The organism is Actinoplanes campanulatus, from assembly GCF_014647795.1.
In the GTDB taxonomy this organism is placed as follows: domain Bacteria; phylum Actinomycetota; class Actinomycetes; order Mycobacteriales; family Micromonosporaceae; genus Actinoplanes; species Actinoplanes campanulatus.
Window position 1 is genome coordinate 450,286 of sequence record NZ_BMPW01000002.1, and the last position, 16,537, is coordinate 466,822.

Genomic DNA, 16,537 nt, shown 5'->3' on the forward strand with positions numbered 1-16,537 from the left:
GCAAGCTCGGCATACATCATTCCTGCCGCTATTCCGTTTCCACCTCGTGGAGGACATATGAAGTCCCGCGTCATCGGCACCGTGCTGTTCGGTTTCGGCGTCTTGGCGTTGGTGTTCGCCGGCGGCCTCGCCTTCGTCGTGGCACCGACCGTCAAGCAGCTGCCGTACGACATGGAGATGACCCAGTCGATCGCCGAGGCGCCGAACGCGACGTACATGCAGATCGCTGACGGCAAGGCCACCATCGAGACCGGCGATCTGCGTTCGACCGTCACCGTGCAGCCCGACTCGGACGAGACCGCCAAGCTCACCGGCGACCTGGACGGCACCGCCCTGGTGTGGGTCGCCGGCCAGCAGGTCGAGAACAGCGAGGGCGAGCTGGTCAGCGCGTACAGCACCTCGCTCGCGGTGGACCGCGAGACCGGCGCGGCCGTGAAGTGGGACGGCCAGTGGCTGGACACCGGCGGTCAGCGTGAGGCCGTCGACTACAAGGGCCAGATCTACAAGTTCCCGTTCGGGACCGAGCAGAAGACGTACGACATCTTCGACCGGGACATCCTGACCGCGAAGCCGGCCAAGTTCGTCAAGACCGAGACCATCCAGGGCGTCGAGACCTACCAGTTCACCCAGACGCTGGAGAACGAGACCCAGGTTCTCCCGGCCGACCGCGTTCAGCTCCTGCTGGGCCAGCTGCTGCCGACCGCGACCTCCGGCTCCGTGCAGTACGGCAACGTCCGTACCGTGTGGGTCGACCCGGTCACCGGTGCGTACATCAAGGTCCAGGAGCAGCAGAAGAAGACGCTGCTCGGCAACGACGGCAGCTCCAAGGTGCTGCTGGACGCGACCTTCGTCTACTCCGACGCCACCGTGACGAAGTCCGCCGACACCGCCAAGGCGAACCAGTCCAAGCTCAACCTGGTGGGCGTCTGGGGCCCGATCGGCCTGGGCGTGCTCGGCCTCATCCTGGCCGTGCTCGGTGCCCTGCTGATGCTCCGTGGCCCGAAGTCGGCCGCCGCCAACGGCGTCCCGGCCCAGTGGTCCGGCGCGCCGCGGCACGCCGCCAAGTCGGGCGACGAGGCCGGCGACGAGGCGGAGGCGACCGCTTCCGCTGAGAAGAGCTGACACCACCCGTACGACGAACGAGCCGTATCCCGGGCCTTTCAGCCCGAGATACGGCTCGTCCGCTTCTGTGGCGGCGGCCACTCACAACCGCTTCCCGGACGACTGTGACGTGCGGGTAATGCTGGATGCGCTTTCAAGTGACCAGGCGGAAACCGGGGGTTTCTACTTTTGGGGCGAACCGAAAGGGGTGCCTGTGGCTGCCGATGTCACCAGGGTACGAACCGTGTGCGGGTATTGCGGCGTCGGCTGTGGGATGGTGCTCGACGTCGCGCGCCAGGATGACGGTCCGTTGCGGGTGATCAAGGCGAGCGGGGACCGGGACCACCCGGCCAACGCGGGCCGGCTGTGCACCAAGGGTTCGACCAGCGCCGACCTGCTCGCCGCGGGCGGCCGGCTGGACACCGCGCTGATCCGCGCCGACCGGGGCGCCGCGCCCGCGCCGATGAGCGCCGACGACGCGATCAGCGAGACCGCGCGCCGGCTGCGCGCGATCATCGACGAGCACGGGCCGGACGCCTTCGCCATGTACGTCTCCGGCCAGATGACCCTGGAGGCGCAGTACCTGGCGAACAAGCTGGTCAAGGGCTACATCGGGACCAACAACATCGAGTCCAACTCGCGGTTGTGCATGGCCAGCGCGGGCACCGGCTACAAGCTGTCGCTGGGCGCGGACGGGCCGCCCGGGTCCTACGACGACCTGGACCACGCCGACGTCTTCCTGGTGATCGGCTCCAACATGGCCGACTGCCACCCGATCCTCTTCCTGCGGATGATGGAGCGGGTCAAGGCCGGCGCGAAGCTGATCGTCGTCGACCCGCGGCGCACCACCACCGCCGAGAAGGCCGGCCTCTTCCTCCAGATCCGGCCCGGCGCCGACCTCGCGCTGCTCAACGGCCTGCTGCATCTGTTGTCGGAGAACGGGCACGTCGACGCGGACTTCATCGCGGCGAACACCGAGGGCTGGGAGGCGATGCCCTCGTTCCTGGCCGACTACACCCCGAACCGGGTCGCTGAGCTGACCGGCATCCCGGAGGCCGACATCCGGACCGCCGCCGAGTGGATCGGCGCGGCCGGGAACTGGGTCAGCCTCTGGACCATGGGCCTCAACCAGAGCACCCACGGCACCTGGAACACCAACGCGCTGGTCAACCTGCATCTGGCGACCGGCGCGATCTGCCGTACCGGCAGCGGCCCGTTCTCGCTCACCGGCCAGCCGAACGCGATGGGCGGCCGCGAGATGGGCTACATGGGCCCCGGGCTGCCAGGTCAGCGGTCGGTGCTGGTGCCCGCCGACCGCGAGTTCACCGAGACGGTGTGGGGCGTGCCGGCCGGGACACTGCGTACCGAGGTCGGCCGGGGCACCGTCGACATGTTCGAGCAGATGGCGGCCGGGAAGATCAAGGCCTGCTGGGTGATCTGCACCAACCCGGTCGCCTCGGTCGGCAACCGGCGGACGGTCATCGCCGGCCTGGAGGCCGCCGAGCTGGTGATCACCCAGGACGCCTTCGCCGAGACCGAGACCAACGCGTACGCCGACATCGCCCTGCCCGCCGCCATGTGGTCCGAGGCGGACGGTATCATGATCAACTCCGAGCGCAACCTCACCCTGGTCCACCCGGTCGTCCCGGCGCCCGGCGAGGCCCTGCCCGACTGGCGGATCATCGCCCGCGTCGCGGCCGAGATGGGTTACGCGAGTGCCTTCACCTACGCGAGCGCCGAGGAGATCCTCGAGGAGATCAAGACCTTCAAGAACCCCCAGACCGGGTACGACCTGAGCGGGGTGACCTACGCGCGCCTCGGCGAGGGACCGGTCCAGTGGCCGGCGGCGCCCGGCGGCCCCGCCCGCAACCCGATCCGGTACCGCACCGCCGACGGTGGCCTGCGGTTCGCCACGCCCAGTGGGAAAGCGGTCTTCCACGCCCGGCCGCACGTCGATCCGGCCGAGATGCCCGACGACGACTACCCGTTCGTGCTCAACACCGGCCGCCTCCAGCACCAGTGGCACACCATGACCAAGACCGGCAAGATCGCCAAACTGAACCGGCTCAACCCGGCGCCGTTCCTGGAGATCAACCCGGTGGACGCCGAATGGTTCGAGATCGCGGCCGGCGACCTCGTCGAGATCGCCTCCCGGCGCGGCCGGGCCGTCCTGCCCGCCGTGGTCACCGACCGGGTGCTGCCCGGCAGTTGCTTCGCCCCGATGCACTGGAACGACCTCTTCGGCGAATACGTCAGCGTCAACGCGGTGACCAGCGACGCCGTCGACCCGATCTCCTTCCAGCCGGAGCTGAAGGTGTGCGCGGTGTCCCTCACCCGGGTCGCCTCCGCCCCCACCGCGGCCTCCGTCCTCCCAGCTCCGGGCTCGACCGTCCTCGGTGGGGCCCTGTCCGGCGGGCTCGGGCAGGCGCTCGGCATCGACACGGTGCCGCCGGCGCTGACCGAGGACCAGCGGCGCTACCTCGCCGGATTCCTGGCCGGGGCCTCCAGCCGGCCCGGGCCGGCGGTGCTGCCCGCCGGTGCGCCGTTCGACCACGCCACCGCCATGTGGGTCAACGGACTGCTCGCCGGAGTGCTCTCACCCGTACCATCGCCGGGTTTGTATCCCGCCGCGGAGCCGGCGGCGGACCGCCTCCAGGTGCTGTGGGCCTCGCAGACCGGCAACGCCGAGGACTTCGCCCGGACCGTCGCCGAACGCCTCGCCGGAACCGGCCGGGAGGTGACCGTCCTCGGCATGGACGGGCCCGCCGCCGACCTGCTCGATCCCGGAGCCGACCTGCTCGTCGTGACCAGCACCTTCGGCGACGGCGACGCGCCCGACAACGGGACCACGTTCTGGGACTCGCTCACCGGCGACGGCGCGCCCCGGCTGGACGGGCAACGGTACGCGGTCCTCGCCTTCGGAGACTCCAACTACGACGACTTCTGCGGCCACGGGCGGCGGCTCGACGAGCGGCTGGCCGAGCTGGGCGCGGTGCGGCTGACGCCGCGTGCCGACTGCGAACCCGACTTCGAGGAGACCGCCGACGGCTGGCTCGACTCGGTCCTGACCGCACTGACCACGCCCGCTCCCGCCGCGGTGGGGCCGGCGCCGGCCGTGCGGACCGCTCAGGCCACGATCGCCGCGACGGCCGCGGCCGCCACCCCTATTGCCTATTCCGCGCCGGGCCCTGTTTCCGCGCCGGGCCCCGTTTTCGCCACCGGCCCTGTTTCCGCGCCCGGCACCGAAGGCTCGCCGGTCGCCGGGCCGGTGGCTACCAAGGCCGCGCCGCTCACCGCCGCGCTCGTCGGCAACCGGCTGCTCAGCCTGCCCGGGTCGGCCAAGGAGGTGCGACGGTTCACCTTCGACACCGGGGGACTGCTCGACTACCAGGCCGGGGACGCGCTCGGCGTGTGGCCGGTCAACTGCCCCGAACTCGTCGAGGAATGGCTCGACGTCACCGGCCTCTCCGCCGACGCCCCGGTCGAGCTGGACCGGATCGGCACCCGGCCGCTCGGCGAGGCCCTCGGCCGGCACCTCGACATCACCCGGGTCACCAACGACCTGATCCGCTTCGTCGCCGAACGCAGCGGCGCCGGCCACCTCAAGACCCTGCTGCGCCCCGACAACAAGGGCGAACTGGCGAAGTGGACCTGGGGCCGCCAGGCCGTCGACGTGCTCGCCGAGCACCCGGTCGAGGCGAGCGCCCAGGAGTGGGCCGGAGTCCTCAAGAGGCTGCAACCCCGGCACTACTCGATCAGCTCGACCCCGCTCACCGATCCCGGCCGGGTCAGCCTCACCGTCTCGGTGGTCCGCTTCGACAACCATCGTGGCCGGTCCCGCAAGGGTGTCTGCTCCACCCACCTGGCCGACGCCGCCGTCGGCGCCGAGGTCCCGGTCTTCGCGCAGCGGGCGCCGCACTTCCGTCCGCCCACTGACCCGAACACCCCGATGATCATGGTCGGGCCGGGCACCGGTGTCGCCCCGTTCCTCGGCTTCCTCGAGGAGCGGCAGATCACCGGCGCCCCCGGCGGCAACTGGCTGTTCTTCGGCGAACAGCGCAGCGGCACCGACTTCTACTACGCCGCCGAACTGGAGGAACTCCGCGCCGACGGCATCCTGAGCCGCCTCGACACGGCGTTCTCCCGCGACCAGCGGACCAAGGTGTACGTCCAGGACCGGATGCGCGAGAAGGGCGCCCAGCTCTGGGCGTGGCTCCAGGCGGGCGCCCACTTCTACGTCTGCGGCGACGCGAGCCGGATGGCCCGCGACGTCGACCGCGCGCTCCACGACATCGCCGTCCACCACGGCCGCCTCACCGAGGAGGCCGCGACCGCCTACGTGAAGCAGCTCGCCACCGACAAGCGCTACGTCCGCGACGTCTACTGACCCTGCTGGTCGATGCAGCCCGCCCTGTCCGGCCCGGCGGGCGCTCACGTCGCGCCGTCCGTGTGCCCGGCCTGCCGCCATGACGCGGGCGGGCGACCACGGAAACCGCTAGGTGTGCGCGGGCCGGCCGGGGTTACGTCATGCGGGTGATGGCGTCGCGGAGGCGGGCCAGGTCGCGGCGGCGCTGTTCCATCGTGGTGGCGATGCCGACCAGGAGCAGGCCGCCGACGGCCAGCGGCACCCACCGTGGCACCAGATCCCAGACCTGGATCAGCTCGTGCAGGGCGACCAGCAGCAGGGTTCCGCCGCCGATCAGCACCGGGGCCTGGAGGCGGGCCCGGGCGCCGGCCAGCAGGATCAGCAGGGCGCCGGCGCCGAGCAGCAGGCGGCGCAGGTACTGCGGATCGTCGGCGTCGCTCGCGGCGACGACGTAGAGGGACGGCAGGATGGCGGCGCCCAGAGCCGAGCCGTAGGCGGTCCAGGAGGAGAGGCCGGACCGGTAGCGGCGGGCGAACCATCCCGCGATCACGGCCAGGACCGCCGCCGGGAGGGTGTAGATCTCGACCGTCTCGACGTCCCGCGAGGACAGCAGCAGCCACCAGCCGAGCAGGGCCACCGAACCGGCCGCCAGGGCGTACCGGAACCTGGTCCGCCGGGTCTCGCCCGGCCGCATGGCGCGGACGGTGAGGGCCAGCGCCCACAGCTTGCAGATCAGCGCGGCCCAGCCCAGGCTCTCCGTGAGCGTGAGAGCGACCACCGCCGAGGCGTGCCCGACGACGAACGGCGCGATCGCCTCGGCCGGGCGGCGGGACGCCAGGACCGCCTCGAGCGCCACGGTCAGTGCCGCGGCGGCCAGCACGAACAGCGGTGGTCCGGCGGGTTCGAGATCGGCGGCGACCGCGATGGTGTACGCGACGACGGTCAGCGAGATCGGCCCCGCGGCCCAGCCGGTGAGCCGTTCGACCGGCCGCCGACCGAGTAGTCCGGCCACCGTCGACGCCGCGGCCACCAGCGTGAACGCCGCGATCGTGGCCCCGTGGCCCGCCGTGGACCCGGCCAGCCCGGCGGCCACGAGGACTCCGAACAGGATGGTGAGCAGGTCGCTCGCCCTGTGCCGGACCGGCGCGAACGCCACCGCCAGCATCCCGGCCAGACCGGTGATCAGCGCGGCGATCGGCACGGCCGGCCAGGCGGCTCCGGCCGCCGCCAAGATCAGCGGCACCAGCAGCGCCACCAGCGGTGCCGCCGCCCAGACGGCCACCACGACCGGCGAACCGCCGCCCACGGTCCGTGTCGCGCCGGCGGCGTCCTCGGCCGACGCCTTGCTGCCGATGTCCGCCGTGGCCGCACCGGAGTCGGTTTCACCCGGTATGCCCGGGGCGGACCCGGTCGTGGAGCCCTCGTTTGCGGGAGGGGTGGACCCGTTCGTGGAGCCCCCGATTGCGGGAGGGGCGGACGCGGTGGGGCTGGTGGTGGCGGGGGTGAGGCGGGCCGGGGGCCGGAAACGGGCCAGCAGGAGGCCGGTGAGCGCCGCCGCGAGCGTGGCCCCCGCGAGGGCCGCGACCGAGGACCAGGCGACCGGTGACTGCCGCGGTAGGACTCCGGACCAGACGCCGTCGTCGAGGGCGGTCCACGGCTCCAGGACGATCACCGCGAGGTCCGGGGCGATCAGGACGAGCAGCGCCCCGGCCGGAAGCAGCGCGGCGACGGCGCCCGCACCGGAACGGGCCGCGGGCAGCGGCAGGAGGGCGACGACGAGCAGCAGGCCGGCGGCCGCGTACAGGGCGGACGGGTCGGTGCCGGGCAGCGACCAGAACGGTGCCGTGGCGGCGGCGAGCAGGGCGACCCCGAGGGCGTTCGGGCCGTAGCCGGGCAGCCGCCGGGCCACCGCGTGGGCGGCCAGGCAGAGCAGCACCGCGACGGCGAGCGACACTCGCACCCGGGCGGTGACCGGCACGTCGCCCGCGTACAGGGCCAGCCACACGGCCGGCGGGGCGGCGAGCAGGCCCGCCGTGACGGAACCGGCCCCCACGTCGGCGGAGCGCGGGGCGTTGCGCAGGGCCACAGCCGTGCCCAGGCCGAGAAGGGCGATCGCGCCGCACACCGCGGCTTCGGCCCCGGCCTGGCCGAGGCCGGTGAGGATCGCGTGCAGGGCCGCGAAGACGCACACGGCGACGCGGTAGACGGCGTCCTGGAGGGTTCGCGAGCGGGCCGCGAGAACCAGCGCCACGGCGGCCACGGCCATCCCGGCGACGGCGGCCGCCCACCAGGTCAGGCCGAACACCGGCGGCGCCAGCAGGGCGGCTCCGAACAGGGTGGTGAGGGCCAGGTCGGGGTGGGTGCGGCGGGGGACGAGCAGGGCGTACGCCACCGCGGTCACCACCAGCGCCACGAGCATGTCCCGGCCCGGCCCGGTGACCGCTCGGTCCCACGGCGCGGCGAACACCGGCGTGGCCGCGGCCATGCTGCGTACCGCCCCGCTCGCGGCGCCGAGCAGGACCGTCACGGCCGCCGGACCGCCGGCGACGAGCGCGCCCACCCAGGGGCCGCGGCCGGCGACGACCGGGAGGCGGGGCTTGAGCAGCGCCGCGACGGCCGCGAGGAGCAGTGTGACGACGGCCAGCTCGGTGACCGGCCAGCCGGTGCCGGGCATGGACCACGCCCACCCGGTGGCGGCGACCCCGACGGCGACCAGCGCCAGTCCGGCGGTGATCGCCTGGGCCAGCGGGATGCGGGCCAGGACGGCCCAGCCGAGCAACGCCAGCGTGGGCAGCACCAGCACGACCCCGGCCACGGCGACGTCGGCTGGGGCGTCCTGGACGACCAGGTGGGTGAGGGCGACGACCCCGGCGGCCACGGCGGCGAGGGCGCCACAGACGTGGGCCAGCGCGCCGACCATGTCGGTGGCGAACCGGGACGGCCGGATCCGCAGCACGGCGACGTCGAGCACCAGGGTGCCGGTGAACGCCAGCGACCATCCGGCGAGGTCGGCCTCCGCGGCGGCGGCGAGCAGCGGGAGGACCGGCTGGGCGAGCAGCAGCGCGGCGATCCGGGGCCCGTGCAGGCGGGTCGGCCACGAGTAGCCGAGCGACACGAGGGCGGTCACGGCGAGGACCGCGGCGGCGTACGCGGTGGGTTGAAGATCATGCACCCCGAGGAAGTCGACCGCCCAGGCCGCGTAGCCGTCGAGAAGGATCATGAGCAGGCCGACGGCCGCGAGCGTCTCGGCGGCGGACGTGAGGCCGCGCCGGACCGCGAACGGGGGCACCGCCAGGATCGCCACGGTGGCCCCGGCGAGCAGCAGGGCCCGCCCGGTGACGCCGACCTGCGCCCAGGCGACCGCCGTGAAGACGGCCGCCGCGACGACCAGCAGCAGACCGCCGAGGGTGAAGAGCACGTTCTGCACGGTGAGTGTGCTCAGACGCGGCTCGGCGGGTTGCGGCGGCGTGAACGAGGGCGGCGGCGTCGTCACCACGGGAGCCCGCCGGGCGACCACCCGTGCGGCGAGTTGGGAGCGACGGCCGCGGGCGTCCTGGATCCGCCGGTCGATGTCGGCCACCAGGGTGCGGGCCGCCTGCAGCTCGCGCTGGAGGCCGCCGAGCTCGCCGTCTATTCGGATGACCTCGGCGGCGTCCGGATCGGGGCCGGCGCCGCAGGCGGGGCATCCACCGTCGAGGGAGGCGGGGGCGCCGCAGTGCGGGCACGGATAGGTGGTGGTCAAGGCGTATCCCGGTTCATCTGGAGTGGGAAGGACAGCTTCGCGCATCGATGCAAATCCGGGCTGGGAGGCGGCGCGATCGGGTGGTCACCCGGTAGGCGCTTACCTGGACCGTCGCTCTCGGATACGTTCGGTGACAACCGGCCCGCGCCCCATTCTTCCTGGTGGCGGGTGCCTTTTTCAAGATCAAAAACTTTTCGGCGTACGGGGTGAGCGGCGCCCAGCCGTGCGCCGGCTGAACCCTGCCCCCATCACGCCGGTAGTAGAAGACGAGAACCGTCGCACCACCGAGGAGGCCCAGAGTGAGCGCCGCCGACCTGATCCTGATGGCCGACCGGATCCACACCATGGCCGGATCCGCGGCGCCGACCGCGATCGCCGTGGCCGACGGCGTGATCGTCGCACTCGGCGACCGTGCCGACGTGCGCGACTGGTGCGGCCCCGGCACCGAGATCATCGACCTGGGCCCGGCCACCATCACTCCCGGCCTGGTGGACGGGCACTTCCACCCGGTCATGGGCATCAGCCTCACCCGGGGCGTGGACCTGTCCGGCGTCCGTACCCTCGATGGTTTGAAAGCGGCGCTGAAAGCCGCCGCCGTGGCGCCCGGCGGATGGATCGAGGGTTGGGGCCTGGACCCGAACGCCTTCGAGGGCGCGCCGATCACACACGCCCCGCTGGTCGAGGCCGCCGGTCCGGACGTGCCCGTGTTCCTGCTGCTCTTCGACGGGCACTCGGCGCTGGTCAGCCCGCGCGCGCTGGAACTGGCCGGGATCACCGGACCGCGGGAGTTCCCGTCCGGCGCCGGCGTGGTCTGCGGCGCCGACGGCCGGCCCACCGGCCACCTGCTCGAACTCGACGCGTTCAGCCTGGTCCGCCGGATCCTGCCGGCGGACGACCCGGCCGCCCGCCGGGAGCGGCTGCGCGACCTGCTCGACCGGATGGCTGCCACCGGGTTGACCGCGGCCGACGCCATGGACTTCGAAGAGGACTCCCTGGAGCTCTTCCGGGCCTTGGAGGACGAGGGCGACCTGCCGGTACGGTGGCGGTGTGCGCCGTTCGTGATGCCCGGCGCCGGCGCCGGCGGGCTGGACGACGTGATCGCCCGGCAGCGCCTGAGCGGGCGGCGCTGGCGGGTCGAGGGCGCCAAGTTCATGATCGACGGCACCATCGACGGCGGCACCGCCTGGCTCGACGAGCCGGACACCCACGGCGAGTCCACCGCCTGCCTCTGGCCCGACCCCGCCGAGTACGCCGCGGCCGCCCGTCGGCTCGCCGGCCACGGCGTCCCGATTGTCACCCACGCCATCGGCGACGCCGGGATCCGGTACGTGCTGGACACCTACGCCGGCCTGCCGCGAACCCGGGCGCCGCACCGGATCGAGCACCTGGAGACGATGCCGTCCGAGCTGATCGGACGGTTCGCCGAACTCGACGTGACCGCCGGCATGCAGCCCATCCACTGCACCCACTACACCCGCGCCGACCACAGTGACAACTGGTCCACCCGGCTCGGCAAACGCCGTGCCGACCGTGCCTTCCGGGCCCGTGACCTGCGCGATCAGGGCGCCCGCCTGACACTCGGCTCGGACTGGCCGATCGCCCCGTTCGACCCGCGGGCCATCATCGCGGCGGCCCGGCTGCGGCGCCCGGCCGGTCGCGCCGACGTCGAGCCGATCCTGCCGGAACAGGCCCTCACCGCCGAGATGGCCCTGGAGGGTTACACCACCGAGGCGGCCGCGGCGGCCGGCCGGTCCGGGCGGCTGGTTCCCGGGCAACGGGCCGACCTCACGGTCTTCGGACTGGACCCGCTCACCGCGGACCCGGACGAGTTCGCCGAGTCGCCGGTACACCTCACCGTCGTCGACGGGACGGTCGCCCACCGGCCACAGTAGATCGCCCCGGCCCTCCTCGGCCTCGCCGGGTCTTCGCACCGTGCCGGGTGGGTGCGCATTCGGTCCTCGTGGTCGATCTGTGCGCGATGGTTGGCCTCGCCGGGTCCTCTCACCGTGCCGGGTGGGTGCGGATTCGGTCGGCCTGGTCGACCTGCATGCGGCGGCCGGCCTCCAGGAAGCCGGTGATCAGCTCGAGGTCGGCGTCCGAATAGCCGGTGAGCAGCCGGTGTCCGGCCTCGGCGATCGGCCCGTAGATGCGCCCGACCGCCTCGGCGGTGGCCGGGGTGACCGTCACGACGGCCCGGCGCCGGTCGGCCGGATCGGTGTCGCGGCGCAGGTGGCCGGCCGCCACCAAGCGCTGGATGGCTGCCGTGGTGGCGGCCGGGCTGAGGTGGGCGGCCTCGGCCAGCGTGCCGGCGGTCATCGCGCCGGCGGCTCCGATCAGGCCGATGATCCGTAGGTCGGTGCGGTTCACGTGGAGCGCCGCGGCGGCCGCGTCGTCGACCTCGTCGGCGGCCGCCCCGAAAGCGGCGGCGGCATCCGCGGCCGCCTGCCGTGGGCCGGAATCCTGCGGGGCGGCCGGGGGAAACGAGCCCCAGCGGCCGGTCACGGGCGATTGCTTCGACACTCGAAGGAATATACCTTGGAGGAAAAGCTTCGATCGTCGAAAGGATTTGCCATGGCCCCGACCGAGGCACTGCGGTTGCCGCGCTGGCTGCCGTTCGCCAACCTGGTGGTGCGCGCCCTCAACCGGCTCGGCCTGCGACTCGGCACCATCCACGTGCTCACCGTTCCCGGCCGCACCACCGGCGAGCCCCGCTCCACCCCGGTCTCCCCGCTCACCGTCGGCGGCCGCCGCTTCGTCGTCGCCGGCCTGCCGCACAGCGACTGGGCCCGCAACGTCCGGGCCGCCGGGCGCGGCGAACTGTCCACCGGCCACCGCCGGGCCACGGTCACCCTGACCGAGATCGACGACCCGGGCGAACGGCGCGCCGTGATGCGTGCGTTCCCCGTCGAGGTCCCGGGCGGTGTGCCCTTCTTCATCAGGCTCGGCCTGGTCCGCAGCGGTGCCCCGGCCGAGTTCGAGGCCGCCGCTGACCGGGTCGCCGTCTTCGAGATCACCTGATCCTCGGCTCCGCTGTTCGGTGTTTCCGGAGTCGCCAGTGGTCTGTGATGGGCGGAAGCTGCCTGCCGAGGTCGGGATCGCCTGGCGCGCGGGCCGGGTTGCCCGGTGCCTTCCGAGTCGTCGGTGGTCCGCGGTCGGCGAAAGCCGTCTGTCGTCTCGGGATCGTCTGGTATTCGGCCCTGGGCTGTTCGGTGTTCTCGGAGTCGCCGGTGGCCTGCGGTCGGCGAAAGCCGCCCGCTGACGTGAGGGGTAGAGGAAAATTCATGCAATGGGGGTATTGAAGAAGTTCTCAACCATTGTCGCGCTTTCCATGGGTCTCGGCCTGTCGGTCGCCACCGTCCAGGCCGCCCCGGCCGCGGCGGGGCCGACCGTCGCGATGGGCTCGGATCTCGAGGAATTGCTGCTCACCGAGAAGGACCTGCCGAGGGGGTACACGGGCCAGGAACTGCCGGACGCCGACGAGATCTTCCGTGAGGTGATCGCCGGATACGACGTGGACCGGGATGTCTGCTCCGCGCCGGGCGTCGCGTCGATGGCGGACATGCCGGACCAGCGGCCGTACGCCGATCCGGCGAACATGCGCGACCCGATGAAGGGGCATGAGCCGGTGGATATGCGTGAGCCGGTGAAGGGCCATGAGCCGGTGGACATGCGTGAGCCGGTGAAGGGCCATGAGCCGGCGGACATGCGCGAGCCGATGAAGGCGCATGAGCCGGCGAAGGGGGAGCAGGGCGAGAGCGCCGCCGCTGTCTTCGTCAACGAGAAGAAGGGCCTGTTCGCCCTGGAGCTGCTGGCCGACACCGGCCAGGAGGTCGCCGTCGACATGGTCAGCGACACGATCGATGTGCTCGAGGAGTGTCCGACGATCGAGCAGGAGGGCGTCAAGCTCAGCATGTCACCGCTGAGGTGGAAGCCGCGCCTCGGTGACGAGTCGGTCGGCCTCTCCATGGTTCTCCGGGTCACCGACGCCGACTTCGAGATGAACCTGTACGGCAAGTTGGTCGTCGTCGCGCAGGACGACCTGTCGGTGACCGTGGGTCTGGTCGGTTTGGAGGAGCCGCGCGAGCGGGATCTCAAGAAGATCGCCAGGGCGGCCGTGCAGAAGATCGAGGATGTGGAGCCGGCCGGTCCCTACCTCATGGACCGCACCGAGCCGGGTCGAAACCCCTGATAACGGGCGCTGAATCAGAACTGTCCATCCGATTCGACTAGTGGTGGGTACCCTCGTGCCGCGCGGCCCGGGGGTGCTCACCCTTCTCGTCGCCGTCGTAGCCCTCGACCGCGATCCGGCACAGTCCGTCACCCGGCACGGGCACCGGTATGGAGGCACCGCGAAACCGGCCCGGGTGCTCGTCGTGCTCGACCGGGCCCCGGTCCGGGGATCTCCGTCGCGACCACCATAGCGCGCGAGAACGATTGCCCAACATGGATTACTCTGCGTAGCCGGTCTTCATGGGGCTCCGTTGTGAACGCAGCGTGAGCATCGATCGGAGGACGGTTCGTGCCTCGTCGAGAATATTTTCCAGGCGTGGCACACATGGTCGCTGAGCAGCGATGACATCGGGACTTTGACGGTCCTGCGGGAGGGGTCCGCGAAGTTTGCGTTGAACCGTCCGGCCGCCGGATCCCGTATGGCCCCCCAACCGATGACATCGATGTCCAACGACGAGGAGTGATTATGAGGGCGCGCTCGTACCGACGGAACCCGGGCAGTCGGCGGAAGACGATCGGCGCGGTGGTGGTCGCGGGAGTGTTGGTGGTCAGCGGGGTGACCGGAATGCAACTGGCGTCGGCCGGCACCGAGGCGAAGGCCGCCGATCTGGTGAGTGTCGACGGTCAGCAGTTCGACATCTCGCAATGTGCGGAGCTTCAGGTCAACGCGGGCGACGTGATCTGTGACGGCGAGCCGCTGGCCCCGGTGGAGGCGCAGGCTCCCGGGGAGGCGGCCGCGGATTCGGCTGTCGCGCTCGAGGCGGCGTGCGACACGTTCGCCGCCGATGTGGCCGCGGCCGCCGGTGAGGCCGGTGCCGAGGAGGCGGCGGAGGCCGCCGAGGACCCGGCCGCCGCGAAGGCCGAGAACCGCGCCCTCGCCAAGAAGTACCTCAAGGTGCTCAAGGCCGCTGGAAAGGCCGGGAAGGCGGGGAAGGCCGGAAAGGCGGGGAAGGGCGCAGCCGAGGAGGGCGCCGCTCAGGAGGGTGCCGCCGAGGAAGGCGCCGCTGAGGAAGGCGCCGCTGAGGAGGGTGCCGCTGGTGAGCAGGCCGGTGGACAGGATGCCGCCGCGGTCGCCGTGACCTCCGCTCAGCAGGCTCTGCTCCAGTCCTGCCTGGCGCTCGCCGACGCCAAGGCGGTAGCCGCCGCGGGCGCCGGCGCCGCCGACGAGGGCGCTGCGGATGAGGGCGCTGCCGCTGACGAGGGTGCCGCCGAGGAGGGCGCCGCTGAGGAGGGCGCCGCTGAGGAGGGCGCCGCTGAGCAGGGTGCCGCCGGCAAGGAGGCCACCACGACCCGGGGTCGCTGACCCTCGAGAGCCGTGACGGTGGCCCGGGCGAATGGGCGGCGCCCAGGCCACCGTCACTCGGCAGATCCGTACGATCGCATCGATTTTTGCCGTAACCGTTCCTGCATCCCCTCGTTGGACCGATATGGGACGTCGGATCGTCGCGGCGTTGATCTGGGCCATGGTCCTGGCCGGAACGGTGTCGCCCGCGGCGGGTGCCGAGGCCGTCGACTCCGCGGGCGTAGCGGCCCGGCTCGACCGGCTGACGCTGGAGATCTCCGGGAACGTGGTGGAGCGCCGGGCGCACCTGCTGGTCAACTATCACCGGGTGGAGGGCGGCATCGAGGCCTGCATGCGGGATCTCGGTAAGCCCTACCAGCGCCACCCTTATGTGGATTTCTACCGGGATTTCACCGACGCCGAACTGGGTTTCGGCACCGGCTACGGCACGGTCTTCGACTCGCTGACCGACCGTGGCCGGATCCAGGTGCTGAACGAACAGGCCGCCGCCCGGGTGTGGGAGTCCGGCCTCTACGACTACGCCACCCCGCCGGCGCCCGGCCTGGACGGTTGCCGGGAGCGGTTCGGCAACCGCGATTACCAGGATCCCGAGCCGCCGCATCCGGCCGTCGACCAGCTGAGCGGCTTCGCCGAGCTGGTGACGATCGTGAGCCGGGATCCGGGCGTGCGCGACGGCATGCGGCACTATCCGAAATGCATGAAGCAGAGGTACGGGTACGACGTGCCCGGCGAGCGCACCGATCTCCTCTTCGCGCCCCGCCTGGATCCGCCCCCGAACCCTGGCTGGGATCAGGCGGTCGCCGAGATCGCCGCGATTCACGCCGCCGATGCCGACTGCCGGCGCCCGGCCTACGACATCGCCGTCCGGATCGTCGGCGAGCACCTGGACGACTGGGAGAAGCGGCACCGGTCCGAATTGGACGCGGTCCGTGCCGCGTGGCGTCAACGGGTGAGGGAGGCCCAGCGGTATCACAACTGACCATGACGATCCGGCAGGCGACCCTCGACGACTCGTTCGGTTTTTCGCTGGCCGAGGTGCGTTACCGCCGTGGCCTGGGCGATCAGGGTTTGCGGCCGACCGCCCCGTAGACAGCGACCTGTTCGGGTGCGGGCCGCTGGTGCGCCGGGACCTCGGGGAGCCATTCGGAGACCGGCACGATGCCCGGGCCGATCAGGCCCAGCCCGGTGAAGAACTCGGCGAACTCGGCCCGGCTGCGCGCCCTGCCGCCGCCCGGCACAGTGGTCGGCTCGCCGGGAACGCCGTGGTCGAGGGTGATGTTGGTGGCGGCCAGGTAGCTGCCGGACGGGAGCGCGGCGAGCAGTTCGCGGACGATCTCCCGGGCCCGCGCGTGGTCGGGCAGGAGGTGCAGTACGGCGATGAGGATCAGCCCGACCGGCCGGTTCAGGTCGAGGGTCTCCTTGAGCAGCGGGTGGTCGAGGATGGCGCCCGGGTTGCGCAGGTCCTCCTCGATGTAGGTCGCGGTGCCGGTCAGCAGCCTACGGGCGTGCACGCCGACCTTCGGGTCGTTGTCGACGTAGACGACCCGGGCGTACGGCACCCGGCGCTGTGCGATCTCGTGGGTGTTGCCGGCGGTGGGCAGGCCGGCGCCGATGTCGAGGAACTGGTCGACCCGCGCCTCTTCGGCCAGGAAACGCACCGCACGCTGGAGGAACGCCCGGTTCTCGCGGGCCGGTAGCTCGGTCACCGGATGTCCTCCGTTCCGTATCGATGCGGGGCGATCGCGCCGACCCTATCGCAGGAGATCCATCCGGGACCCCGTTAACACGACGGCAA

10 protein-coding genes are annotated in these 16,537 nt (G+C 72.2%); 7 read left to right on the plus strand and 3 right to left on the minus strand.

Annotation, left to right across the window (positions count from 1 at the left end; genetic code table 11):
• Positions 1-57 precede the first annotated feature (57 nt).
• Both pgfA and IEZ13_RS06845 read left to right on the plus strand, forming a co-directional pair.
• On the plus strand, positions 58-1,122 hold the full coding sequence (gene pgfA, locus IEZ13_RS06840) for a cell envelope lipid trafficking protein PgfA (protein ID WP_183217909.1): 1,065 nt from the start codon (positions 58-60) through the stop codon (positions 1,120-1,122).
• 193 nt (positions 1,123-1,315) lie between these two features.
• The gene (locus IEZ13_RS06845; protein ID WP_229794501.1) at positions 1,316-5,488 is read left to right on the plus strand and encodes a bifunctional nitrate reductase/sulfite reductase flavoprotein subunit alpha; all 4,173 of its coding nucleotides are present in this window, start codon (positions 1,316-1,318) and stop codon (positions 5,486-5,488) included.
• A gap of 133 nt (positions 5,489-5,621) precedes the next feature.
• Here IEZ13_RS06845 and IEZ13_RS06850 read toward each other — a convergent pair whose 3' ends face one another.
• A complete protein-coding gene (locus IEZ13_RS06850) occupies positions 5,622-9,209 on the minus strand; it encodes an SCO7613 C-terminal domain-containing membrane protein (RefSeq protein ID WP_183217912.1) in 3,588 nt (1,195 codons plus the stop codon).
• Positions 9,210-9,508: 299 nt separating this feature from the next.
• On the opposite strand from IEZ13_RS06850, the gene IEZ13_RS06855 reads away from it, so the two are divergent.
• Positions 9,509-11,101, plus strand: coding sequence for an amidohydrolase (locus IEZ13_RS06855; RefSeq protein WP_229794502.1), 1,593 nt, complete (start codon positions 9,509-9,511; stop codon positions 11,099-11,101).
• Positions 11,102-11,210: 109 nt separating this feature from the next.
• Here IEZ13_RS06855 and IEZ13_RS06860 read toward each other — a convergent pair whose 3' ends face one another.
• A complete protein-coding gene (locus IEZ13_RS06860; protein ID WP_183217913.1) occupies positions 11,211-11,729 on the minus strand; it encodes a MarR family winged helix-turn-helix transcriptional regulator in 519 nt (172 codons plus the stop codon).
• A gap of 51 nt (positions 11,730-11,780) precedes the next feature.
• On the opposite strand from IEZ13_RS06860, the gene IEZ13_RS06865 reads away from it, so the two are divergent.
• The 4 genes from IEZ13_RS06865 (at position 11,781) to IEZ13_RS06880 (ending at position 15,721) form a co-directional block, all read left to right on the plus strand.
• A complete protein-coding gene (locus tag IEZ13_RS06865; RefSeq protein WP_183217914.1) occupies positions 11,781-12,227 on the plus strand; it encodes a nitroreductase/quinone reductase family protein in 447 nt (148 codons plus the stop codon).
• A 310-nt stretch (positions 12,228-12,537) separates the two neighbouring features.
• Entirely contained in the window at positions 12,538-13,398 is an 861-nt protein-coding gene (locus IEZ13_RS06870; RefSeq protein ID WP_183217915.1) for a hypothetical protein, read from the plus strand.
• 507 nt (positions 13,399-13,905) lie between these two features.
• Complete coding sequence (locus IEZ13_RS06875; RefSeq protein ID WP_221245154.1) at positions 13,906-14,742, plus strand: hypothetical protein; 837 nt, start codon at positions 13,906-13,908, stop codon at positions 14,740-14,742.
• 124 nt (positions 14,743-14,866) lie between these two features.
• On the plus strand, positions 14,867-15,721 hold the full coding sequence (locus IEZ13_RS06880; RefSeq protein WP_183217918.1) for a hypothetical protein: 855 nt from the start codon (positions 14,867-14,869) through the stop codon (positions 15,719-15,721).
• An 82-nt stretch (positions 15,722-15,803) separates the two neighbouring features.
• On the opposite strand, the gene IEZ13_RS06885 is transcribed toward IEZ13_RS06880, so the two are convergent.
• The gene (locus IEZ13_RS06885; RefSeq protein ID WP_229794503.1) at positions 15,804-16,448 is read right to left on the minus strand and encodes an SAM-dependent methyltransferase; all 645 of its coding nucleotides are present in this window, start codon (positions 16,446-16,448) and stop codon (positions 15,804-15,806) included.
• Between the last annotated feature and the right edge of the window lie 89 nt (positions 16,449-16,537).